Here is a 24,232-nt window from a genome sequence, read left to right on the forward strand (position 1 = left end):
GATGGCTCGTGCGGTGGTGGATTGCCGCCGGCTCGGCCGGGCCTTGCCAGGAGGCAGCACCCACGCATCCCTCGACAGTTCATCAGGGCCAGCTGCCGCCCACGAGCGGCTCTTCGAACCCGGCGCCCCGGATCGCATCTGCCGGCTGTCTGCGCGCACATGCCTGCGGCGGGCCGTGCCACGTTGCTGAGCTCGCCCCAAGAGGCGCAACGTGTGGCGATCAGTGCTACACGTCTCCGCTACCAGGGGATAGCTTCCGGGTCCAGCCGTCATACTGAGCCCCTTGATGGTCAATGGCTGACAAGAGGCCATCCACTGACTTCCGAATGAGATAAGCATCGTGCTCGTTCACACGTGTGCTCAGCATGCGCAGTCCCCGGTGAAGAACGAGCAGCAGGGCTGTGAAGTGAGCGAGACTGGACGCGATGAGTTCGTCCTCCTCGTGCTCGTCGAGGAGCAGCATCTGACCGTCCTCTCCGTCGATGATGACCGGCGTTTCGTCCCACGTCCCAATGGAAAAGTCAGGCCGGTCAGGATCGTCCGGCCAGACGATCTCCTTAAGCCCTTGGTCGGCCAATGGGCGGAGCTGCAGGCCCGCAAAGCTCGTCACTGGCAGTCCTACAGTCGTGAGCCAGTCACGGGAGGAGGGGTGAGCGAGTCCGCTCGGCACTTCGTCCTCTGACATTCGTTGGACCGCTCCGGAGCCGAAGTAGGCTTCGATCTCACTGCGGGTGGGCGGTGAGAAAGCAGGAGGGACAGGTCCTCGGGGCCGGCCGAACGGCGGCAACAACGAGCTGTTCGAAAGCATCAGAGCGTCCACGGTAGGTCCGCTTTTGGCCTTGACGGCGAACAGACCGCTGTCGCCGGCGTATACGCGTACCTCTCCAATTGGCAGGGAGCACAGGCGCATGCCGTCTTCCCCACGCTCGATGTCGCGCAGAGTCGCCTTCCTGGGCTCGTCCGGCAGCGGATGTCCGTCCGGAGCAAGAGGGAGGGCGAGCTCCGCCGAAACAGATGCCGGTGTTTCGCCCTTCCAGGGCCCGGCGGTCACGGAACCGTCAGTCACATCCCACACCCGGGCCTGGCGATCTGCGCCTGGGCCGATGGCGAGAACGGCAGGGCGACCATTCTGTACGACGTGCATGAGGGTTTCCAGGCTGCCGGGGTGCACGAGTTCAGGGGAGATACTCCCGGGGGGCCGCCAGGATGCCCAACAGGTTTTCCAGGGAAGACGAACGCCGGATGCTTCGATGCCGCGTACGACGTCCGTGCGACCGCGCGCGGTGTGCGTGAGGTGGAGCCAAGCGGCCCAGGCAGCTTGGCTACCGTCAGGGTCGACTCCGCAGCGCCACAATTGGCGTGCGTCGCTAGCTGCACTGTCTGTAGCTGCGTCGCCCAACTTGGAGGCGGCGCAAGCCGCGTCCAAAATCTCCCGTTGCCCGATGTTCGCGAGTGCTACGCCGTCCTCGAGGACCGATGGCAAGTGCCCGCTGTGGGCCGCGTGCATCGCGAGTCCACGAGCCGCGTACAGGCCCACCGGCCCTGAAGCCGCCCATCCAAGAGGATGCCGCAACTCCTCCTCACGTGCGCGCAGCCAGGACACGATATTCGCGCCAACAGACGCCATCAATTCCGGTCTTGCCGAATTCCGCAAACGGTCGGCAAAGCTTTCGCGGCGAAAGCTCACACCCTCTGGGCCGTCTATGAAGAGCTCGGTTTCCGTGTCCACCAACTGCTGGAGGTCGGTGCCCTCCGCTGCCGACGGATCGATAGCCTGGGCGAGAGCTGACCAGACCGGCACCGGTACATTTCTGGGTTCAGCCAGCGCCAATGCGGTCAGGAGAACAGGGGGTACGGCGGTGGTCTGTTCGCAGGTGTCTTCGAGCGTCTGCTCCGGCAAGACGTAGCGTGTACGTCGAAGACCCGGCCCCGTAACGGGCATCACTTCGACCACGACGGCAAGGCCGACGCGCGCCAGTCCGGACGCGATCGTGTCGTGCACCAGGTCGCCCTGCAGCGACGTACGGGTGGCGCCGGAGCGCTGGGTATTGCTCAACAGCACCAGCCGATGCCGGCGGGCCACAGGCACCGTGTCGAGAAACTGCCGGACCCAACCAGGACCTTCTGGCGTCGGTGGGGGCGCCCCGAAGGTCTCGAACACCTCGGCGAGCAGAGCTTCCGGCGACTTCGATGTCGTGTCCAGCAGGACGGCGTCCGCCTCCTGCTCGGCGACTCGACGCAGAACCGCCGTCTTGCCGGCCCCGAGAGGCCCGGCAACTTCGAGAACCCGCCGCTCCGACGACTGACGGTCACGCCACCATGCGACGATTTTTTCGGCCGCATCCTGGCTGCGCACCTGTTCCAGCACAGGGGCCAGGACGTTCATGGAGTCTCTCTTCCGGCGGTGAGGTGGGTGACGAACGCTATTTTGTGCCGCACATTTCTACCACAGCTGCGGCTGGGTCGTGATCCAGATTTGTGCCAACGAACCCAAGTGGTCCGTAAACTCCTTATCCCGGGCCTTCTCTGCGTCGGTCCAGACGTCGGGATTGTTCTTGATGTCCCGGGCAATCTTCTTGCTGTCTATCGGCTCGTTATTGTCCTTCGCTTCCTGCTTGAGTCGTGTGCGTTCGGCATCTCGAATGGCGACGCCTTCCCTGTCGGACCGGTAAGTGAGGCTGTAATAGACCGGAACGCCCTTGATGCGTGAACGGAGTTGGTCGGAGCAGTTGGCGTGCCCCTGCCCCAAGCCGCACGGCTCGCGCTCGGTGTAGAGCGCGGAGATGTTGTACTTGTTCTCCTGATCCTCAATCTTCCCTCCGTTCTCTTTTGCCGCTGCTTCGCGCGCTTCCAGGTTCGCGTTGTGCATCCAGTCCAGCAGGTGCTTTTCCGAATGGCGAGGAGTTACGCCCTTCTCGCCGGCGGGGACGGAGGAGTCCACCACGTAGGTGGTGTTTCCCTTGTCGTCGGTCACCTCAAGCACAGCGAAATTTCGGCCGGAGAAGTCGGGGCGATGTTCTCCCGAGCGGTTTAGCAGTTCATCTATGCCTATCTTCGCCAGCTCTTGCTTTATCTGGTCGTTGAGGTGGGCATTGGAGTCGATTTCCTCTTGGCTTTCGTGATGCTCCGCTCCGTGCTGGTGCGCTGACGCGGCTTGTTCGCCCAGTTTTTCGACAGCGCGACTTACGTCTGGGTTGGCGTTGAGCTCGTCTGGCCAGGATGCGCCGGAGCGTTTACGTACTGAGGCGGACTCGTCGAAACCGGCCGCGGCATCGGGATTTTTCGGGGCTTTGATCCGGCGACGTTTCCTTGGTTCACCCTGCCCCTCGTCCGCCGCATTGTCTGCCCAGCGCTTCTGTTGCGCCGTGGGGATAGGGCGGTAGGCATTTTCGCTGCGGTGCGGGCTCCGGCTCACTGAGTGGCTTTGATGGAAGGACATGCTCAGGCGGCCCATGGCGGAAATGACAGCAAGTTGCTGGCCTTGATGGAGATGGGCGAAGCCTGGCAGCAAGCTTTCCAGTTTCTGCTTGGGTACAGGCCTGGGGCCTTCTGGTCCCTTTCCTTGATCGGCGACGAATCGCAGAGCGCCGGCCAAGTCACCGTTACTCGCCCACTGGTTGAGCATCTGAGTGGGTAGGTCAATGTCTGTGCGGTGTACCGGGTTACCAGTTTCGGCATCACGCAGATCATCTTGCGCGCCGTCCAGCGGTAGTTCGCGCTGCGGGGCCTGTTCCAGCAAGTCGGCCTCTGAGGCATCGGGGTCGCGATGCAGCGGAAGCTGATGGTTGAGGTGTCCCCGTTCCTCCCTCGGAGGGATCGGATTTCGGTTGTCCGGGTCGACATCACTGCCTGTCGGCTGCTCGGGGGAGGCTCCCGGAGCCATTGGCGGTGGGGGAGTGTGATGTTGCTGCGACGAGTCGTCCGCATGCGGTAGGGAGGAACCCGGCGAGTGGGGTTGCTGGTAGGGCCCGGGCTGGTGGGAGTACGGGCCTGGCTGCTGCTGGTGGGGTTGTTGCGCGTAGGGGCTCTGCTGCTGTTGGGCGTACGGGGTCTGCTGGTACTGCTGTGGGCTGGGCTGCTGTTGGTACGGCCCAGGCTGCGGCTGCTGGGTGTACGGGTTCGCCTGCTGCTGGGCGTACGGGCCCGGCTGCTGTTGGTGCGGCTGCTGGTGAGGCCCGGGCTGTTGGTGCTGCGGCTGCTGAGCGTAAGGACCGGGCTGCTGTTGCTGCGGCTGCTGGGTGTACGGGTTTTGTTGCTGGTAGTGCTGTTGCTGTTGCGGCTGGGCATACGGGCCCGGCTGCTGGGTGTAGGGATTCTGCTGCTGGTGCGGCTGGGCGTATGGGCTCTGTTGCTGCTGCTGGGCGTAGGGGCCCGGCTGCTGCTGTTGGGTGTACGGGTTGGGCTGGTGTTGAGCCTGGGTGTGCTGCTGTGCCTGTGCCTGAGCGTGCGCCTGAGCTTGCGCGTGCTGCTGAGCCTGAGCTTGCGCGTGAGCGTGCTGCTGGGCCTGCGCCTGGGCGTGCTGCTGAGCTTGAGCTTGTTGCTGCGCCTGCTGCTGAGCTTGTGCTTGCGCCTGTTGCTGGGCCTGGGCGTGCTGGGCCTGTTGTGCTTGCTGCTGGTTCTGCTGGTTGTTCTGGGTCTGTTGCTGTGGGTTTTGGTTCTGGGCTGCGGCGGGGTCGAATGGTTGGCGGTTGGCGTCCAGGACGAGGTGCCAGACGTTTTGGGCGCCAGTGTTGATGGGCTGGTCGCTGACCTTGCCGGTCTGGCTGTCGACCCAGACGACCTTGCCGTTGTGGTTGACGGCGTTGAAGACGTGGGCGCCGCCGGAACTGCCGTCGGGCTTGTCGGGCCAGGTGACCAGGACCGCGGCCGCTGCGCCGGGGCCGGCCTTGCGGAGGTCGTCGGCTATGCGGTCGTAGCCGTCCTTGGAGTTGGGCCCGGAGTTACGGAAAGAGGTGCCCGCCCACTGCTCGATGTTGGCGGTGCCGTTCTGTTCGCCGGATGCGCGGTCGATGCCGCCCTTGCCGTCCGGGTCGTAGGTGCGTGGCGAGGACACCTGCGGGTTGCCGTACCAGGACTCGATGAAGGAGCGGGTGCAGTCGGCGCAGTTGTTGGAGCGGCCGAGGACGGTGTGGCCGCCGTCGTTCTGGAGCTGGGCCCAGGGCTGGAACGGGTCGTTGAACGCCCGCGGGGTGCCGTCCGGGTTCCGCGGGAAGGTGTTCAGCAGCGCCTGTTGGTCGTGCGGGAACGGCGAGTACAGGCCACCCGGCTGAACGTTGAGGCCGATCCGCACGTCGGTGTGGCTGCGGAGGTTCGTGGGCTGCGGGACCGGTGCCTGGTGCTGAGGTTGCTGTTGCTGCTGGGGTGGGACGGGCTGGGTCTGGTTGGGGTCCTGGTGGTGCGGAGCCTGCTGCTGGTGGGGTGCAGGTTGCTGCTGCGGCGAAGGCTGGTGTTGCTGGTGTTGCTGTTGCTGGGGAGTCTGCTGCTGGGTGGGGGTGTGGCTCTGGGGAGTGGGTTGCGGCTGCTGCGGGGTCGGTTGCTGGTGCTGCGGCTGCTGGTTCTGGTGCGGGATGTTCGGGTTCGGTGCGCTGGGCGTTTGGGCGCCCGGGCGCGTGGGGGACTGGGCACCGGGCTGCGACGGGGCCTGGTCGGGGCCGGCGTCGGCCTGTGTCCGGTCAGGGCGGGAAGGGGACGGCTGAGCGGACGGACGCGTTTCGTCGGGACGAGCCGGGTCGGGACGAGCCGGGTCGGGGCGCGTCCCGTCCGGGCGAGTAGCGTCGGGCCGGGCCGCATCCGGGCGAGCAGCGTCGGGGCGGGTGGCATCCGGGCGGGCCGCGTCCGGGTGGGTGGCATCCGGGCGGGCCGTATCCGGGCGAGCGGCGTCCGGGCGGGCCGCGTCGGGACGGGAGCCTTCCGGGCGGGAGCCTTCCGGGCCGTCCGCAGACGGGCGGGTGCTGTCCGGACGTGTGTCAGAGCCGGTGTTGTCGGGCCGTGTGTTGTCGGGGCGCGGTGTTGAGGCGTCCTGACGGGGCTGTTGCTGGTTGTCCGGGCGAGAGGCGTCCGGGCGGGTGTTGTCCGGGTGGGAATCGGTGTCGCGGCGCGGGTTGTACGGGCGGGACGTTTCTTCCCGGCGGGGGCCGTCGAGGCGGCGGTTGTAGGCGGGGGCCTCGGGACGGCTCTGCTGGGTGGCGTCGTGGATGGCCTGGGAGCCGTCCGGGCGGCGGTTGGTGCCCGCAGAAGCGTTTCCGTTGCTGCCGGCGGGGGTCCCGCCGCGGGGCGGTGTGCCGGCGCGTGGGGTGGTGGTGCCGGCGCCGCCCTGGTGGGGGATGCCACCCATCATCGGGCCGGGGGTCTGGGGGCTGTTGGACTGCTGCGCCTGCTGGGGGGTGGGGTTGGCGGGCGCGCCCGTGTCGGGGGCGTGCTGGGTGGGAGGGGGAAGGGTTGCGGTGCCTGCGGACTGAGTGGTGACTGTGTCGTCGGGGGTGTCCACCGTGGGCATGGGGTCGCCGGGAGCCGGGTCGCGCTGCTGGATAGGCGGGCCGGACGAGGGCGAGTGTTGGACGGGGGCACCCTGCGACGGCGTGCCGACATGTGGCATCGAAGCGCGCCCGCTGCCGCCGGCGGAGTTGTCGCCGTTGTTGTTGGTGGCGTTGCCGCTGCCGTCGTGGGAACTGTCGCCGTTGGAGGGCGGGTTGCCGGGCACGGGACCCGGGCCCGAGTCCGGGGCCGGTGCGGGCTGGGGCGCGTCGGGGCGCGAAGAACCACCCTCGTGGGGTGTGGAGTCCGGCGCCGGCTGGGTGCTGACGGGGTCCGGCGCGGGGGCGGGACGGGGGGCGTCGGGGGTGTTGTCGGGGGTGGGCTGGGTGGTGACCCCGTCCGTATCCGGGCGGTCCGGGCGCGCGAAGTCAGGGGTGCTGCCCCGGGCGGGCTGCGTGCTGACCGGGTCGGAATCCGGGCGGGTGGCGTCCGCGGTGTTGTCCGGGGTGGGGCGGGTGCTGACCGAGTCCGCGTCGGGGCGGGAGGCGTCGGGGGTGTTGTCCGGCGCCGGCTGGGTGCTGATGGCGTCTGCGTCGGGACGGGTGGCGTCCGCGGTGTTGTCCGGGGTGGGGCGGGTGCTGACCGAGTCCGCGTCCGGGCGGGCGGCGTCGGGGGTGGCGCCCGCATCGGGACTGTGGCCCGAGTCCGGGGTGGGGGAGTTTGCGTAGGGGCTGTCGTTGCCGCCTCGGAAGCCCTCGTCGAAGGGGGAGCGCTGTTCCGGGGGCGGCAGGGGCTGGGCGTCGGGGGTGCTCCGGGCAGGGTCGGAGCCGTTGGACGTGCCGTCCGTGGGGCTGTTGGTGGGGCTGTTGGAGGAGGACGGATCGCTGCCCGTGCCGCCGGAGTCCGTGCCGCCGGTGCCGGGGCCGCCCGACGTGCCCGCGTTGTCCGAAGCCCGTGGGGTGTGACTCGTGGAACCGCCGCCGTCCGAGCCGCTGCGGTTGCCGCCGCCCGAGCCACTTCCGCTGGAGTCGGTGGAGCTGTTGCCGGAGCCGGAGCCGGAGCCGGAGCCGGAACCCGAGCCGGAACCGGTTCCGGAACCAGAACCGGAGCCGCCGTCGGAGCTGCTGCCCGAGCCGGACCCCGTACCGGACCCGCCGCCATCGGACCCGCTGCCGGAACTCGACCCGCTGCCGGAACCCGACCCGCTCCGCGAGCCCGCCCCGCTCCCGGAGCCGTCGGCCCCGTCGGACCCGCCGCCGCTGTCGTGACCTGCGGCGCTGTCGAGGCCCTGGCGGGCCCGGTGCCCCGCGCGGCCGCCCGCGCCGTCACGAAGGCCCTCACCCAGGCTCTCGCCCATGTTGTCGAAGGCGTCCTTGGCGGCCTTCTGGCCCTCCTTGGCGGTGCGGCCGAGGTCGTAGCCCTTCTGGGCGCCGAAGTTCTGGTTGACGGTCTGGGCTATGAGGTCGGAGACCATGGCCTCGAGCGCGGAGATCACCGGCTCCTTGGCGGCTTCCACGATCGCTTGGAGGAGCTGCTGTGCCACTTCCTTCAGGATGCGGCGGACCACTTCACGTGTGGCCAACGTCGCTGCCGCGGCGCCGATTTCGGACAGGCCGAGGGTGAAGGGGGCGGCGGCCTGGGCCGCGATGATCTCGGCGGCCAGGATGGCCAGCTGGACGATCACGGCGGTCTTCATGCCGATGACCAGCATGGCCGCGGCTTCCAGCGTGAAGGCGATGACCTCGGCCGCCTCGGCGGCGTCGTTGAGGTAGCCGGAGCCGCCGGAGAACTTCTCCCACGCCTTGCTGAAGCCCTCGATGGAGTCGCCGGAGTTCTCGCCGAGCACGTTGCTCGCGTACGTGTTGCCCCGCGCCGCGTGGCCCTGGACCTCCGCCGCGAAGGTGCGCCAGACCTGGGCGCACTCGATCAGCTTGTCTTCGTCTGCATGCGGCCAGTTGAAGCCGAGCATGTCCAGGACCCACTCAAGCGGATCCGGCAGCATCAGAGACAAGGTGGAGCTCCCCCGTGAAATGAAATGCGTTATGGCGTACTGCGGAACGGGCCGTGCGGAAAGACGCCCGCGTCAAGAGGTCGGGACCGGCCGGTGGTCCAGGGACCGGACAGTCCGGTGGGTCAGGACGGGCCGGTGAGGCGGACCTCGGTGAAGGTGCCCTTCGCTGGTTCCTTGGTCGGGTCCTGCCACCCCTGCTGGTTGGCGACATGCTGCTTCATCAGCGAGTCGTTGAAGTCCTCGTTCTCCGCGTGGTGCTTGGACATCGAGGTCAGCGCCTTGCCGATTTCCTGGAGCTTCGAGGAGAGGTGCCCCATCGACTCGTACATGCCGTCACGGACGCCCTCGTAGGCGACGCCGAACTTCTCGCCGATCTCGTCGTCCCCCCACGGAGGGGCGTCGGCCTTGCTGGCGAACGACGTCAGACCGCTCACGAACTGCTCGCCGAAGGACTTCTTCTCCTCCGGCGGTCCTTCGTCCCCGTTGCTGGGTGGCCCCGCGCCCAGCGCATTCAGGCCATCCATCAGCCGCGCCACCGAGGAATAGAAGTCCTCGCCGAGATTGGCGAAATTCGTGCCCTCGGCCTTGAGGCCCTCCACATTGGTCTGGAACCCAGCGCCCGCCACAACGTCCCCCGTGTTCGTAATGGTTACCCAATGAGATGTTCAAGCTAAAGCTTAGCCAGACGTGCTGACAGCTCGCCATGCCCCACCCGGCGACCCACCCGGCGACCAACCCGGCGTCGCTCAGGAGCCGCTGGGGCGATAGGAGCTGTGGTAGAGCTCGACCGCCGCTTCTGGGGGGAAATTGGGGAGAAAGGTCACCTCGCCGTTGGCCTTGTTGATGACGATGTTGCTGCCCCCAGGGGCCGCGGGAGGGGCGGTGGGGTCCTCGGGGGCCGGCCAGCCGGCATGGATGAGGTAGCCGATGTCGAATTCATGGACGTACAGGGCGGACGGCCCGCCCGCTGATCCGACCTCGGGGAAGTGCTGTCGGCCGATCTCCAGGGCCTCGGCCTCGCTCGTCGGCACGGGCCGCGGTCCGGCGTCCACCGGCTCGGGCGGGAGCGGGGGAGGCGTCGGAGGCAGGCCGGGAGCGCTGCCCGTGTGGTCGGATTCGGTCATGGTGCGGTCTCCCTGGCACGTGGTTCGGTCGGTGACGTTCAACCTAACTCACGCCATGGCGGGCTCGTTGGTTCGTATGAGGTGCCGGTCCGGCTGCCTCCTGCCACCGCCCGCCGGCCCGTCCGCCGGGCGCGGAGGCAGGCGCTCGACCCGATGCGGGCGCTCACGCGAAGAGCACCCGAGCCGGCCGGAATTCCAGCAGCTCCTTGTCGCCGAGGACGCCGAGGACGCCGAGGACTTCGAAGGTGTCGCTGTCGACGGGGACGCGGCCGGAGGCCCGGTCGGTTATGTCGGTGCCGTGCGCCTCGTAGTCCGTGGCGGCGGTGCTGCGCGGCCGGTTTCGTGTGCGGTGTGGCCGCATTTGGGCGCCGGTGTCAACGCCGTGTCATCGCCGCGTCAAGGTTCGCGGGGGCCGCGTCAGCGCCGTGCAAATGCCTCTGGCCGCCCGGCCGCTCGGCTCTAGCTTCGATGTATGGGACGGCGACGTGGCCTGGGGCCCGATTTCACGAGGGATGACGGAGACGACCGAGACGACGGAGGCAGTGGGGAGAAGGCGGACTGCGCGGGCAAGAGGGAGGGCTGTGGGGTCGACGGGGGCTGTGGGGACAGGGGCGGACGGTGGAGACTCCGGTCGGCGGTGCTGTTATCGCTGCCGGGGCAACCGGGGCATGGTGAGCCGGGTGGCCGGGACCGGAACCGGCTGTCCGAGCTGCGCAGCGCGTTCTGGTGCGCGGCCGGGCTGCTCACCTGCATGCTGCTGGTCGACCTGGCCAACGGGACTCTCGCGCACTGGCGCGCGCTGTGCTGGACGGCCGTCGCGCTGGCGCTGTTCGCGGTCCTCTACCCGCCACGCGTGAGTGCGGGCGAGGGCTGGCTGGCCTCCCGCGGGCCGGTGCGTACCTGCGTGGTCCGCACCGACCTGCTGGTCCTCGTGCGCCGCAGTGACGGCATGTCCCCGAGGCTGGTGCTGCGCGACGCCCTGGGGGGACGGGTGGAACTGGACCCCGAGGTGCTCACCGCCAACCCGCTGCTGTGGCACCGCCTTGAGCAGGGCGTGGGCCGCTCGCGCGAGCGCGGGCTGCTGCGGTGTGGTGCGGCACCGCTGCGGGAGCTGGCGGAGCGGATCGATCACGACGGGGCGCGGGCGGTGTTCCAGGCGTCGGGGTTGGGGTGAGGGTGGCCCGGTCGAGTACGCGGGGCCGGCCGCTCCCGGTGTGCGGGTGTTGCAGCACCCCGGCCACGCTCCGCCCCTGGACCGGCCGCCCCGTGCCTCAGCGCGGGTGCTGCTCACCCTGCGGCTCGGGTGCCCCCATCCCCACCGTCAGAGCGTAGTCGGCGGTGTGAAGTCGTAGCGGACGCCGGTGAGTTCGACGGAGGCTGCCCACAGGCGCTCAGAGGTGGTGTCCTTCTTGGTCCACGGGGCGCGGAAGGACGGGGCCGGGGCGCCGCGCAGGCCGCTGCGGGGCCCGATGAAGGCGTCCGGCTTCATGTGCGGGGCGGTGGCCGCGCAGAGCGTACCCAGGGCGCCGCCGTCCGGGGGCTGGGCGATGATGCGGTTGCCCATGTCGATGAACCGCTCCGCGGACCTGCGGCCCTCCATCCGGGCGCCTGCGGTCTGGAGGTTGGTGGAGGCGTAACCGGGGTGCGCGGCGGCCGCGACGACCTTTGAGCCGGCCGCGGCCAGACGCCGGGACAGCTCGTGGACGAAGAGGAGGTTGGCGCTCTTCGACCGGCCGTAGGCGACCCAGCGGCGGTAGGACCGCTCGCTGTTGAGATCGTCGAGATCGATGTCGGCGATGGCGTGCAGCATGCTGGAGACGGTGACGACCCGCGCGCCCGGGGTGGCGAGGAGTTTGGGCAGCAGGAGCCCGGTCAGCGCGAAGTGACCGAGGTGGTTGGTGCCGAACTGCATCTCGAAGCCGTCGGTGGTGGTGCGGTACGGCAGGGCCATCACGCCCGCGTTGTTGATGAGCAGGTCCAGCCGGTCACCGTCGAAGTCGCCGAGCGTGGCGGCGAAGTCCCGTACCGACGACAGGTCGGCCAGGTCCAGCTGCCGGAACTCCGCTTCGGCGGTGGGGACCTCGGCGCGCAGCCGCTCCAACGCGGCGACACCCCGGGCCTCGTTGCGGCAGGCCAGCAGGACACGGGCGCCGCGCCGCGCCAGTTCCCGCGCGGCGACGTAGCCGATGCCGCTGTTGGCGCCCGTGACGATGGCCGAGCGGCCGGTCTGGTCGGGGATGTGGCTGGTGTTCCACCGGGTCACGCCTGCACTCCTCCGTAGGGGGCACCCAGGGTAGCTCCGGCAGGCGGGGGGCTCTCGGGTAGGTGGGTCCGCGTCAGTGGCCGGAATTGCGGGCCTCTGGGGGCGGTTCCCGCTCGGCGAGGCGCTTGATGGCCGAGAGGCGGGTGTCCCAGTCGGCGGCGACACGGTCCATCCAGCGGGCGGTGAGACCGAGGAGCTCGGGGCGCACCCGGTAGCGGGCCTCGCGGCCCTCGCGGTGGCCGGCGACCAGGCCGGCGCGGTCGAGGACCCCCAGGTGTTTGACGATGGCCTGGCGGCTGACCGGCAGTTCCGACGCCAGGACCGTGGCGGTCGCCTCGCCGTGCGCGGCGAGCGCGTCGAGTATCCGGCGACGGGTCGGGTCGGCCAGCGCGGACAGCACCTCCGCCACGGTGTCGCTGCCGCCGTCGGTGGTGCTGTCGCCGCCGCTGCCCGTGGCGCCGTCGGCGGTCATGCCGCGAGTCGCTCCGCGTACCGGCGGATGTTCTCGACCTGTCCCGACCAGCCGTCGGAGTGGCTCTCGTACGAGCCGCCCGGCCGGTCCTCGGGAATGGTGAGGTCGGCGAAGCCGGTCTCCACTACGCGCAGCCGGGTACCGTCGCCCTCCGGGGTGAGGGTGAACTCCACCAGGGTGGAGTTGCCCTCGGCCGCGACCTCCCTGGGGAACGCGCTGGCCCACCGGTAGGAGAAGCGGTGCGGCGGGTCGACCCGGACGATGGTGGTCGGGAACTGACCGTAGGCGCCGTGGTCGAGCTGCATGATGCCCCCGGGGCGGAGGTCGACCGGGGTGGGAGTGCCCTGCCCGAACCAGGAGCCGACGTGCTCCGGCTCGGTGAGCACCGCCCAGACGCGCTCCACGGGTGCGTCGATGCTGATCTCCCGTGCGATGCGGTTCCCGGGGCGCTCCGTATCCGCCCCGCCGGCGCTCGTGCCGCTCTCGTCGCCTGGGACGCCGTCGGCGAGGCCGCTGAGGCTGTTGGGGTTCTCGGGGGTGTTGGGGTCGTCGGGGTTCATGGCGTGGGACCTCCCACCGTGTCGGGTAGACCTGACGTGCTACTCGATGGTTGCACGTCATGGCAGGGAGGTGCAACCCGTGGGTTGCGCCTTAGGGGTGTCCGGTGGTGCGCGCCCGGTTGTCAGCTGCCGGTCGCGCCGTTCCGGGTGCGTACGCGGTAGGTGGGCACGGACATCGCCGCGTCGTCCAGGCATTCGCCGGTCGCGAGGTCGAACCGCTGCTTGAGCAGCGGCGATGCCACGAACGGGCGGCCGTCGGTGGAGCCCGTCAGTCCCCGGGAGAGCACATACGCGCCGGTGAACGGGTCCCGGTTGCCGATCGCGTACGCCCGGCCGGCGCGGTCCACGAACAGCGCGGCCTGACCGCCGTCGGGGAGCAGGGCGGCCACCCCGCGCCCCGCGATGAGGTCGTCGAGCGAGCAGACCGCGAACCAGCCGTCCTCGCAGAGGATCTCGACCGCGGCGGTGGAGGCAGGCGCGGTGGACGCGGTGCTCAGTGTGGTGCTCGGTGCGGTGGTCATCAGACAGTGGTCCCTTCCAGAGTGCGTACGGGCAGGGTCGGGCCGGCCAGCAGCGTCAGATCCGGCTTGACCTGGTCGCGCTCGGGCACGAACCGGACCGACGGGTCCGGCGCGTCCGGCGCGTTGACGAAGGAGACGAAGCGGGCCAGCCGCTCCGGGTCCGCGAGGGTCTCGGCCCACTCGTCGCGGTAGTGCGAGACATGCGCGGCCATCAGGGCTTCCAGCTCGTCGCACAGGCCGAGGGAGTCGTGGACGACGACGTCGCGTACGTGGTCCAGGCCGCCCTCGATCCGCTCCAGCCACGCCGAGGTGCGCTCCAGCCGGTCGGCGGTGCGGATGTAGAACATCAGGAACCGGTCGATGAGGCGGACCAGTTCGGCGTCCGAGAGGTCCTGGGCGAGGAGGTCGGCGTGGCGCGGATCGGCGCCGCCGTTGCCGCCCACGTAGAGGTTCCAGCCGTTGGAGGTGGCGATGACGCCGAAGTCCTTGCCCCGCGCCTCCGCACACTCGCGGGCGCAGCCGGACACCGCGGACTTGAGCTTGTGCGGCGAGCGCAGGCCGCGGTAGCGCAGCTCCAGGTCGATGGCCATCCGGACGGAGTCCTGGACGCCGTAGCGGCACCAGGTCTGGCCCACGCACGACTTCACGGTGCGCAGGGCCTTGCCGTACGCGTGCCCCGACTCGAAGCCGGCGTCCACCAGCCGGGCCCAGACCTGCGGGAGCTGGTCGACCCGGGCGCCGAACAGGTCGATCCGCTGACCTCCGGTGATCTTGGTGTAGAGCCCGAAGTCGCGGGCCACCTCGCCGATGACGATCAGCTTCTCCGGGGTGATCTCACCGCCGGGGATGCGCGGCACGATCGAGTACGAGCCGTTGCGCTGGAGGTTGGCGAGGAAGTGGTCGTTGGTGTCCTGAAGGGCGGCCTGCTCGCCTTCGAGCACGTAGCCGTCGGCGCCGACGGACGGGGCGAGGGAGGCGATGATCGAGCCGACGGTCGGCTTGCAGACCTCGCAGCCGTCACCGTCCCTGGCCTCCGGGCGGCCGTGCGAGTCCAGCAGCTCCGCGAAGGTCGTCACGCGCAGGGTGCGGACGATCTCGTAGAGCTCGGCGCGGGTGTGCGGGAAGCAGCTGCACAGGCCCGAGTCGATGGTGGCGCCGTTCGCGGCCAGTTCGTCGTTGACGACGGCGGTGAGCGTCTTGATGCAGCTGCCGCAGCCGGTACCGGCCTTGGTGCACTTCTTGACCTCGGGGAGGGTGGTGCAGGAGTGCTCGGTGACGGCGGCCCGGACGGTGCCCTTGGTGACGTTGTGACAGTTGCACAGCACGGCGCTGTCGGGCAGTGCGGACGGGCCGAGCGCGGCGCCGGCTCCGTCGGCAGCGAACCCGGCGGGGAGCACCAACTGCTCCGGCGCCAGCGGGGGAACGGTGCCGGTGAGCGGGCGGAGCATGCCGTACGCCTCGGCGTCGCCGACCAGGACGCCGCCAAGCAGCTCGCCCTCGGAGCCGATCACCAGCTTCTTGTAGACGCCGCTGCGGGAGTCGGAGTAGACGACGTCGAGGCAGCCGTCGGTGGTGCCGTGCGCGTCGCCGAAGGACGCCACGTCCACGCCGAGCAGCTTGAGCTTGGTGGAGAGGTCGGCGCCGGTGAACGCGGACTCCTCACCGTCGGCCGCGCCGTCGGCCGGTGCCGTGCTGCGGGCGATGGCCTCGGCCGCCGTGCGGGCCATGTCGTAGCCCGGTGCGACCAGGCCGTAGACCCGGCCGTCACTGGCCAGCGCGCATTCGCCGATCGCGTAGACGGCGGGGTCGCTGGTGCGGCACTGCTCGTCGATGCTGATGCCGCCGCGCTCGCCGACCGTCAGGCCGCAGTCCCGGGCGAGCTGGTCGCGGGGGCGGACACCGGCGGAGAAGATGACGAGGTCGGTGTCGAGGCGGGAGCCGTCGGAGAGCTCCATGGCCGTGACGGTGCCGCCGCCGTCCGCGACGATCTCCTTGCCGCCGACGCCGGTGTGCACCTCCAGGCCCATGTCCTCGACGGTGCGGCGCAGCGCGCTGCCGCCGCCCTCGTCCACCTGGAGGGCCATCAGCCGCGGGTTGAACTCCACGATGTGGGTGTGCACTCCGAGGCCCTTGAGCGCACCTGCCGCCTCCAGGCCGAGCAGTCCGCCGCCGACGACGACGCCGGCGCGGGCGTTCTTGGCGTACTCCTCGATGGCGAGCAGGTCCTCGATGGTGCGGTACACGAAGCAGCCCGTGCTGTCCTTGCCCGGGACCGGCGGGACGAACGGGTAGGAGCCGGTGGCCAGGACCAGCGCGTCGTAGCGGACGGTCAGGCCCGAGCGGGCGGTGACCGTGCGGGTCTCGCGGTCGATGCCGGTGGCCGGGTCACCGAGGTGCAGCTCGATGCCGTGCCGGTCCATGAAGTCGCCCTCGACCAGGCTCAGATCCTCCGGCGTCCGGCCGGCGAAGTACGAGGTCAGCTGTACGCGGTCGTACGCGGCGCGGGGCTCCTCGCAGAGCACGACCACCCGGGACCGCTCGGTGACGCCCCGGTCGGCGAGCTCCTCCAGGAAGCGCTGGCCGACCATGCCGTGGCCGACGACCACGAGGGTGGGGCGCGCGGAGTCCGGTACCGGTGCGGTGCCCGAGGCGGACGGGAGGGGAGTTGCGGCGCTGTTCGGGTGCGGGGTGGCGGCTGCGGCCATGATCAGAAGCCTCCATCGGTGGTGAGCAGGTGGAGCAGCGGGGCTGCGGGGAGCGGCTCGTCGCCCTCCCAGGTGCGGGCGAGCGCGCCGACGGTGCCGAGATCGCCGAGGAGGATGCCGCCGACCAGCCGGTCTCCGCGCACCACGACCTTGCGGTAGAAGGTCCGGGTGGCGTCGGAGAGCCGGACGACGTCGTCGCCGGGTCGGGGAGTGGTCTCGCCGAAGGCGGCGAGGTCGAAGGGGAGGGACCGGCCGGTGACCGGATCGGTGACGGGCACCGGGCCCGCGGTCTGCGACGCGAGGGTCAGACGGGTCAGGGCACGGGTGCCCGTGTACGGGGCGGCGCCGGGCGCGGCGTCGGCGGGGTCCGCCGGGCGCTCGGTCAGCACCCCCGAGAGCACGTCGGCCTGTTCCTGGGCGGCGCCCGCCAGGCCGTACACCGTGCCGTTGTGCTCGGCGCAGTCGCCGATGGCGAAGATGTCCGGGTCGCTGGTGCGCAGCGTGTCGTCCACGCGGATGCCGCGGCCGACGTCCAGGCCGGCGGCCCGGGCGAGGCCCGTGCGCGGCCGCACACCACAGGCGAGGACGACCAGTTCGGCGTCCAGGCGGAAGCCGTCGGCCAGCTCGACGGCCTGCACCGCGCGGGTGGCGGTGCTGCCGGGCGACTGCCCCGCGGCCGGCTCGCGCAGCCGGGTCTCGACGCCGCGGACCCGGCACTCGGTGTGCACCTCGATGCCGAGCGCTTCCAGATGTTCGGCGAGCAGCGCAGCGGCGTCCGTGTCGAGGTGGCGCTCCATGAGGTGTTCGCCCTGGTGGGCGAGGACCACCTGGGCGCCGCGCCCGGCCAGCGCGCGGGCCGCCGAGACGCCCAGCAGGCCGCCGCCGATCACGACGGCGGGAGTGCCCGGCCGCACCGCGGCGGCCAGGGCCTGGCAGTCTTCCATGGTGCGGAAGGGGTGCACACCGTCCGGGAGGTCTCCCCGGCCGTCCGTGAAGAGGCCGCGCAGCGGCGGCAGCACCGGGTTGGCGCCGGTGGCCAGCACCAGCGCGTCGTAGGGGACGTCCTGGCCGTCGTCGCACAGCACCCGCCGCGCGCTCCGGTCGATCCGCACGACCCGTACGCCGCTCAGCCGGCGCACCGCGTCACCGGGCTCCGGCAGCGCGATGACCTCGGGGGAGTACCGGCCGGCGAGCACCTCGGCGAGCAGCACCCGGTTGTAGGGCGGGTGCTGCTCCTCGCCGATGAGGGTGACGGTGAGAGCGGGGGCGGAGGCGGCTTCGACCCCGGCGGGCGCACCGGCGAGGGCGGCGGCCGGGGTGCCGGCCGCCGCGGTCAGCTGGCGGGCGAGCCGGGCGCCGGCCATCCCGCCGCCGATCACCACCACACGCTTTGTCGAGGTCATGTGGTCAGCGTGCGGCCCGGCTGTTACCCGCTCGCATCCTCACTGTTTCCCGTGCGGAACGCTGCCCTCAGCGGGGTACCGGGCCCCGTGTGAGGGAGCGGGGGCCGCCGGACCACGCTTACGGCGGCCCGGAGCGACGGACGCGGCCGTGGGGTCATGCCCGGTACCCGGCCGCTCCGTCGGCGCGGGCCTGCTCCGACCTGCTGCGGTTCAGCGGTGGATCACCCGGCGGCGGACGCCGGGCACAGGCGGCGCGGTTTCGAGTCCTCGCGGAGCCGGGCGTCGACGCAGCCGCCCGGCAGACCCTTGTACGCCGTGCTGCCGAAGTTGGCGGTCACCGTCAGGGTGCCGTCGCCGAAGACCGTGCGTTGCACGCCGCGGTCGTCGGTCAGCCACCGGAAGGATGTCATCCGCTCGGTGCCCGCGGCGCGGTGCAGAGGGGAGAAGTACTTCTGCAGGGCGGCGAGCTCGGCTCCGTTCCGCTTCAGCGTCGGCCCGTCGAGTACGTAGTTGAGCGGGGTGTTGTAGAGCATCGCCAGGAGCGCGCGCGTGGTCTTCTGCTCCGGCAGCTTGTCGTAGGACAGCTCCCAGCGTTCGGCGTTGACCAGGGAGCTGTGCAGCGCGGTCTCGTAGAGGGGGACGCGGTACTTCGGGTCGTACATCGCGGTGGCCACATCGGCGGGCAGCCGCACCGGCTTGAAGAAGTTCTTGGGGGCGTCCTGCGGGTAGTAGCCGCCCCAGTTCTCCTTGTCGCGCTCCAGCTTCCACAGGCCGTCCGCCACCGGGGTGCCCGCGCCGTGGTCGTAGGCCAGCACCTTGTTGGCCCAGGGCTGGGCGGTCTCCGAGCCGAGGACGAGGTTCCGCGCCAGCCGCCGCATCCGGGCCAGCCGGCTCTCGCGGTCGCCCGCCTTGGTCATCTCGTGGCCCGGCGCGTGGTCGCGGAACACCTCGCCGGTCGCGTCGACGTCGAGGAAGTAGCTGTCCGCTCCGTTGGCGACCATGGAGCGGGTGCGGTCGGCGAGGTAGTGCGTGCGGGGTTCGGCCTTCTCGAAGGCGCGCGAGCTGAGATAGCAGCCCCGGCCGTGGAACCCGCTCTGCGCGCTGCCGTCCGCCTTTCGTATACAGAAGTCCGGGTAGACCCGGCCCGGCCAGGCCGACGTCGGGCTGTCGGCGGTCTCGGGGTCCTGCCCGTTGGCGAACGAGTCGTACGGGCCGACGAGATAGCCGGCCTTCTTGGCGGCGCGCACGGCCTCGGCGTTCATCGGGCCGGGGCCCGCGTCGTAGCCGAGCCACATGCGGTCCAGGCCCAGTTGCTGCATGCGGCGCACGCCCGCGGCGGTGCGGGCCTCGCCCCACACATAGGCGTGGAAGGCGCCGAGCAGCTTGCCGTTGGCCGGATTCTTCTCGATCTTCTCGCGCAGGCTGCCGAGTTGGCCGTGCTCGGCGAGGTAGGAGCGGTAGTCGCCGGCCGGGGCGACCGGATTGCCGTCCGTGAGGGCGAAGGTGACGTCGTAGTCCCGGGTGCCCTCGCCCGCGTCGAAGGCATGGGCGGCGGTGGCCCGCAGCCGGCCGCCGGTGGAGGTGAAGCGGAGCGAGGTGCCGAGGTCGGTGGGGGTGAGATAGCTGACGCCGTACCGGCTGCCGGACCCGCCGCCGGCGCCCGGACGGGGCGATCCGCCGGAGTCCTTACGCCCCTCCGCCCTGCCGGGGCCTTTCCGCCCGCGCATGCTGTAGCCCCAGAGCGGCAGGGACAGCTCGGCGCCCACGTCGACGGTGCTGCCCGCAAGGCCGCCCTTCTCCGAGTTCCAGAAGGCGTCCCGTACGGGGATGTCCAGGCCCTCGCCGCGCGGGAGCTGGACGGCGGAGGCGGCCGGGTCGGTGCCGGTGACGGGCCAGTTCACGGAGCCGTCGCGGTCCGACCGCATTCCGATCCGCAGCCTGCCGTGTTCCGAACGGGCCGTCACCGTCAGCCCCTTGGCGGGGTAGCGCCAGCGCGCTCCGTCGGCGGTGCGGGTCACCGGGCCCGGTGCGCCGAGTGATCCGGTGGCGGGGTCGGAGAGAACCAGCTTCCGGCCGTCGCCGGTCCGCGCGGTCACTCCCAGGGAGACGGTGTCGACGACGGCCGTGCCGCCGGTGACCGGGAGTTCGAGGCGGCTGCCGTGGAGGGTGCCGGCCGAGGCGCTGTCGCAGCCCGTGACGCAGGCGGCGGTGGCGGTCAGGGCGAGGGAGGCGGCGAGCACGCGTGTGCCGCGGCGGCGGAGGCCCTTCCGCGGGGGCTGTACGAGGGCGGGGGACACGAGGGACGAGGGAGCGCTGTCCGGGGCGGCGCCGGGCGCGGTGCCCGGGGCGGCCTCGGGAACGGACGGGGACTGGGATTCCATGGTGATGTGGATAGTCAGCGGGCTTAAGAACCTTCTAAGAACCGCCCCGGAGGAGGGAGTTGACGGGCCCCTGCTCGGGTCCGCAACCGCCCTCCTCCGGCTCCGCCTCCTACGCGGCGCTCTGCTTCTCCGCGGTGTCCCTACGCGGCACCCGCCGGGGTCTGTGCCAGCCGCCGGGCGGCCAGTTCCGCGTACACCGCCGCGCCGTCGGCCAGCACCGCGTCGTCGAACTCGGCCAGCGGGGAATGGTTGTTGGGGCTGCGCTCCGGGTCCGCGCCGGCCGGCGGGGCACCCAGCGTCAGCATCGCGCCCGGCACCTCGGCCAGCACCCGGGAGAAGTCCTCCGAGCCGTGCAGCGGCTGCGGCAGCGTGGCGAAACGCTCCTCGCCGAGCGCCTCGCGTACCACGTCCGTCACGAAGCCCGCCTCGGCGTGGTCGTTGACCGTCACCGGGTACAGCTCGGCGAAGTCCGCGTCCACGCTCACCCCGAACGCCGCCGCGACGCCCCGGCAGACCTCCACCGTGCCGTCCTTGACCCGTGCCTGCGCGGCGGCGGAGAAGCTGCGCACCGTCGCCTCGAAGACCGCGGTCTCGGGAATGACGTTCTGCTGGGTGCCCGCGTGGAAGGTGCCCACCGAAAGGATCACCGGGTCGAAGACGTCGAAGGTGCGGGTGATCCACGTCTGCAGGGCGCCGACCATCTCGCAGGCGGCCTGGATCGGGTCCTTGGCGCGGTGCGGCATCGAGCCGTGCCCGCCCTCGCCGCGGACGGTCACCCGCAGCACGTTGGACGCGGCCAGCGCCGGGCCCCCGCGGGTGCCGAACACGCCGCTCGGCAGGCCCGCGGACATCACGTGGATCGCGTACGCCGCGTCCGGCCGCTGCCCGGACGCGTCGAGCAGGCCCTCCGCCAGCATGTGCCGCGCTCCGTCGAAGCCCTCCTCGCCGGGCTGGAACATGAACAGCACATCGCCGGCCAGCCGGTCGCGGTGTGCGGAGAGCAGTTTGGCGGCGCCGGCCAGCATCGTGGTGTGCAGGTCGTGTCCGCAGGCGTGCATCCGACCGGTGTCGGCCGCGTAGTCCAGCCCGGTGCGTTCGGCGACCGGCAGGGCGTCCATGTCGCCGCGCAGCAGCACCGTCGGGCCCGGCTGCCCGCCGCGCAGCAACGCCGTCACCGAACTCAGCCCGTCGCCGGTCCGCACCTCCAGGGGCAGACCGTCCAGCTCGGCCAGGACCGCCTCCTGCGTACGGGGCAGGTCGAGTCCGACCTCGGGAATGCGGTGCAGCGAGCGGCGCATCCGTACGAGGTCGTCGGACAGGGCTCGGGCGTCGTCGCGCAGGTTCATGCGAGCTCCTTCTGTGAGAGGGGAGGGAGGCGGGAGGAAAGGGGCAGAGCGACCGGGTGGTTTACCTGCCGGGGCCCGGTCGTCGGGTCCTCGGCTGCGAACGGACCGGTCAGGCCGGGCGGTTGTCGCGGTCCGGCAGGCGGATCACGAACGTGCCGAGGAAGGCGAGGACCGCGGCCCCGGCGGCCCACCAGGGCACCAGCGTCAGGTGCCCGGCCTTGCCGAGCGTCTGGGCCAGCAGCGGGAACGTGCCGCCGAAGAGCCCGGTGGCGACGGTGAACGGCACGCCCATCGCCACCACCCGCACGGCGACCGGGAACAGCTGGGCGAAGAGCACGTTCGCCAGCCCGATGGGCGCCGCGATCAGCAGCAGGTACACGAGGGTGACCGCCCACATCGGCAGCGCCCGGTGCGCCAGTGCCGTCATCAGCGGCACCGTCGCCAGCGCCAGCAGTCCCACCCCGGCCCGCAGGGTGCGCAGCGCGCCCAGCCGGTCCGCGAGCCGCCCGACCCCGACCATCGCGGCGATCAGCGCGAGCAGCGGCAGCAGCATGGTCGCCGACGACTCGGTGTCCGACGCGACGCCCAACTGCGCGGCGTACTGCGGGAGATAGGTGGTGCCGAAGTAGTAGCCGATGGTTCCGCCGACCGAGATCATGAACACCGCGGCGATGTTGCGGGCACCGGCGCGGTACAGCGCGCGGCGTCCGGCGGACGTGGTGGCCGGCCCGCTCGCGGCCTGCTCGGTGAATTCCTCGCTCTCCTCGGCGCTGCGCCGGATCCACAGGGCGAGCAGCCCGAAAGCCGCCGCCAGCAGGAAGCCGATCCGCCAGCCGCCGTCGGTCACGCCGTCCCTGCCGAGGGTGGCCAGCAGCAGGGTCAGCACCCCGAAGGACAGGATGTTGCCGATGACGACACCGGAGTAGGAGATGGCGCTGTAGAGGAAGCGCAGGCCCCGCGGGGCGGTCTCGGTGACGTACGCGGCGGCGCTGGGGTTCTCGCCGCCCATCGACAGGCCCTGCACCAGTCGCAGCACCACCAGCAGGACCGGCGCGGCCGTGCCGATCGCCGCCGCGGTCGGCAGCACCGCGATCAGGACGCTCGCCGCCGAGATGATCGCCATGCTCAGCGTCAGCCCGAAGCGCCGGCCGCGCGAGTCGCTGATCCGCCCCATGACGTACGAGCCGAAGGGCCGTACGACGAAGCCCACCGCGAAGCCGAGGTACGCGCCGATCAGCGCGGTCACCGGGTCGTCGCCGGGGAACAGCTGGGCGGCGAAGAACGGCGCGAGCACCGCGTAGATCGTCCAGTCGAAGGACTCGACGACGCCGCCGACCGTGGCCGCCAGCAGCGCCTTCCGGCCGGCCTTGCCGTTGCGCCCCGCCGCGTCCCGGACCGGGCCCGGGGAGGGAGCGTCCTTGGCCGTTCCGGTGCCTGTGCTCGCGCCGCGGGCGTCGTCCGCCGCGCTGTCGGAGACCGCTGAAGTCATCGCCAACCTCTTCCCGATGGGCCCGGGGGATTCCCCGGTTTTTTCCGGCGGTGCCTGGATGGGAGGCCATGCTGCTCAGCACCGCTACCGACGAGAACGGAATAGGCTTGGAGTGCAGGAAACACTCAGCAGGACGGACGTCATGCAGGAAAGCGGTGTCATCGGCGGCCTCGACGCGCAGCTGGTGCACGCCCTGCAGATCGCGCCGCGCGCGTCCTGGCAGACCGTCGCGCCGGTCCTCGGCATCGACCCGGTCACCGCCGCCCGCCGCTGGAACCGGCTGGAGAGCTCCGGGCTCGCCTGGGTCACCGGCTATCCGGGGCGCCGGCTCATCGAGCGGATCTGCACCGCCTTCGTCGAGATCGACTGCCGTGCCGGCAGCGTCGAGGACGTCGCCGAGACCCTCGTCGGGCTGCCGCAGGTCGCCACCGTCGAGCACATGGCGGGCGGCCGGGACCTGCTGACCACCGTCTTCGTGCCCGGCCTCGGCGCGCTGTCCGACCTGCTGCTCCGCCGGATCGCGGCGCTGCCCGGGGTCACCGCGACCCGCGCCTCCATCGGCACCCGCCTCTACGGCGAGGGCAGCCGCTGGCGTCTGCGCGCGCTGAGCACGGTGCAGAGCGAGCGGCTGCGCCTCAGCTCACCGCCGCCGCGCAGCGGCTCCACGGGGCTCGACGGGCCCGATCGTGCGCTGCTGCCCGAGCTGTCCCGCGACGGACGGGGGAGCGCGGTCGAGCTGGGCCGGGCGGTGGGGCTCAGCGCCCCCACGGTCCGCCGCCGCGTCGGCAGGCTGATCGCCGACCACGATCTGGCGCTGCGCTGCGAAGTGGCGCGTGAGCTGACCGAATGGCCGGTGTCGGCCACGCTGTGGGCGGTCGTTCCGGCGGACCGGCTGGCGGAGGCGGTACGTGTTCTGCTGACCCTTCCCGAGGTGCGGCTGTGCGCGTCGGTGACCGGCCCGCACAACCTGCTGTTCACGGTGTGGCTGCACACCATCCAGGACGTGCAGCGGCTGGAGACCAAACTCGGCGAGCGGCTGCCGCATCTCCAGCTCAGGGACCGGGCGATCGTGCTGCGGCAGACCAAGCTGATGGGGCGGCTGCTGGACGCGCGGGGCCGGGCGGCGGATGTCGTCCCGGTGGACCCCTGGGCGGGGTGACGACGCGGCGGGAGAGTGCGCGGCCCGCCAGGTCACCGCCCTCGGCCGCCGACCCCGACGGCCGCTTTCCCCGGCAGGCCCTCAGGCCGTGTGCCGCCCTCCCGAGAGCCCGGTTCCACGGGCCTGCCTTAACCCGCGATCAGCCGTTCCTCAAGGGCGCCTTAAGGAACGGGAATTCCCTGCTGACCTGCTGTTTCGATGCCCTGCGCGGCCGTAGTTTCGACCCGTGACCCTCCAGGCCGACACCTCCCACGCCCCCGCCACGGACGCCCTCGCCGCCGACCCGCTCACCCCGCCCACGGCCCCCGCCGACCCGCTCCCCAC

16 protein-coding genes are annotated in these 24,232 nt (G+C 71.2%); 2 read left to right on the plus strand and 14 right to left on the minus strand.

The features are described 5' to 3' along the window. Window positions 1-226: 226 nt before the first annotated feature. The 5 genes from QOM21_RS25010 to QOM21_RS25030 form a co-directional block, all read right to left on the minus strand. The gene (locus tag QOM21_RS25010) at window positions 227-2,386 is read right to left on the minus strand and encodes an SUKH-4 family immunity protein (RefSeq protein ID WP_407553268.1); all 2,160 of its coding nucleotides are present in this window, start codon (window positions 2,384-2,386) and stop codon (window positions 227-229) included. Window positions 2,387-2,443: 57 nt separating this feature from the next. Next, on the minus strand, window positions 2,444-8,476 hold the full coding sequence (locus QOM21_RS25015) for a toxin glutamine deamidase domain-containing protein (RefSeq protein ID WP_407555797.1): 6,033 nt from the start codon (window positions 8,474-8,476) through the stop codon (window positions 2,444-2,446). Between the two features lie 131 nt (window positions 8,477-8,607). Further along, window positions 8,608-9,111 (minus strand): hypothetical protein, encoded by a 504-nt coding sequence (locus QOM21_RS25020; protein ID WP_407553269.1) that lies wholly within the window; start codon window positions 9,109-9,111, stop codon window positions 8,608-8,610. A 120-nt stretch (window positions 9,112-9,231) separates the two neighbouring features. Continuing rightward, window positions 9,232-9,609, minus strand: coding sequence for a hypothetical protein (locus tag QOM21_RS25025; protein WP_407553270.1), 378 nt, complete (start codon window positions 9,607-9,609; stop codon window positions 9,232-9,234). Window positions 9,610-9,772: 163 nt separating this feature from the next. Then, on the minus strand, window positions 9,773-9,970 hold the full coding sequence (locus QOM21_RS25030) for a hypothetical protein (RefSeq protein WP_407553271.1): 198 nt from the start codon (window positions 9,968-9,970) through the stop codon (window positions 9,773-9,775). A gap of 276 nt (window positions 9,971-10,246) precedes the next feature. Here QOM21_RS25030 and QOM21_RS25035 point away from each other — a divergent pair, with 276 nt between their 5' ends. Continuing rightward, entirely contained in the window at window positions 10,247-10,783 is a 537-nt protein-coding gene (locus tag QOM21_RS25035; protein ID WP_407553272.1) for a hypothetical protein, read from the plus strand. 147 nt (window positions 10,784-10,930) lie between these two features. On the opposite strand, the gene QOM21_RS25040 is transcribed toward QOM21_RS25035, so the two are convergent. The 9 genes from QOM21_RS25040 to QOM21_RS25080 all read right to left on the minus strand — a co-directional run bounded on the left by QOM21_RS25040 (window position 10,931) and on the right by QOM21_RS25080 (window position 22,749). Further along, window positions 10,931-11,872 (minus strand): oxidoreductase, encoded by a 942-nt coding sequence (locus QOM21_RS25040; RefSeq protein ID WP_407553273.1) that lies wholly within the window; start codon window positions 11,870-11,872, stop codon window positions 10,931-10,933. A 73-nt stretch (window positions 11,873-11,945) separates the two neighbouring features. Next, window positions 11,946-12,281 carry an ArsR/SmtB family transcription factor gene (locus tag QOM21_RS25045; RefSeq protein WP_407555798.1) on the minus strand — a complete coding sequence of 112 codons (336 nt, stop codon included), beginning with the start codon at window positions 12,279-12,281 and terminating at the stop codon, window positions 11,946-11,948. A 59-nt stretch (window positions 12,282-12,340) separates the two neighbouring features. Continuing rightward, the gene (locus QOM21_RS25050) at window positions 12,341-12,904 is read right to left on the minus strand and encodes an SRPBCC family protein (RefSeq protein WP_407553274.1); all 564 of its coding nucleotides are present in this window, start codon (window positions 12,902-12,904) and stop codon (window positions 12,341-12,343) included. A gap of 122 nt (window positions 12,905-13,026) precedes the next feature. Next, entirely contained in the window at window positions 13,027-13,425 is a 399-nt protein-coding gene (gene nirD, locus QOM21_RS25055) for a nitrite reductase small subunit NirD (RefSeq protein WP_407553275.1), read from the minus strand. Continuing rightward, the gene (nirB, locus tag QOM21_RS25060; RefSeq protein WP_407553276.1) at window positions 13,425-16,130 is read right to left on the minus strand and encodes a nitrite reductase large subunit NirB; all 2,706 of its coding nucleotides are present in this window, start codon (window positions 16,128-16,130) and stop codon (window positions 13,425-13,427) included. Before nirB ends, nirD begins: the two co-directional genes overlap by 1 nt. Window positions 16,131-16,132: 2 nt before the next feature. Next, entirely contained in the window at window positions 16,133-17,533 is a 1,401-nt protein-coding gene (locus tag QOM21_RS25065) for an NAD(P)/FAD-dependent oxidoreductase (RefSeq protein WP_407553277.1), read from the minus strand. Window positions 17,534-17,754: 221 nt separating this feature from the next. Further along, window positions 17,755-19,914: a glycoside hydrolase gene (locus tag QOM21_RS25070; RefSeq protein ID WP_407553278.1), complete on the minus strand. Its 2,160-nt coding sequence runs from the start codon at window positions 19,912-19,914 to the stop codon at window positions 17,755-17,757. A gap of 140 nt (window positions 19,915-20,054) precedes the next feature. After that, window positions 20,055-21,260 (minus strand): M20 family metallopeptidase, encoded by a 1,206-nt coding sequence (locus tag QOM21_RS25075; RefSeq protein WP_407553279.1) that lies wholly within the window; start codon window positions 21,258-21,260, stop codon window positions 20,055-20,057. 109 nt (window positions 21,261-21,369) lie between these two features. Then, window positions 21,370-22,749, minus strand: coding sequence for an MFS transporter (locus QOM21_RS25080; RefSeq protein ID WP_407553280.1), 1,380 nt, complete (start codon window positions 22,747-22,749; stop codon window positions 21,370-21,372). Between the two features lie 142 nt (window positions 22,750-22,891). On the opposite strand from QOM21_RS25080, the gene QOM21_RS25085 reads away from it, so the two are divergent. Continuing rightward, window positions 22,892-23,908, plus strand: coding sequence for an Lrp/AsnC family transcriptional regulator (locus QOM21_RS25085; protein WP_407553281.1), 1,017 nt, complete (start codon window positions 22,892-22,894; stop codon window positions 23,906-23,908). The last annotated feature ends 324 nt before the right edge of the window (window positions 23,909-24,232 follow it).

This window comes from Streptomyces sp. Pv4-95 (assembly GCF_045782725.1).
GTDB lineage: Bacteria > Actinomycetota > Actinomycetes > Streptomycetales > Streptomycetaceae > Streptomyces.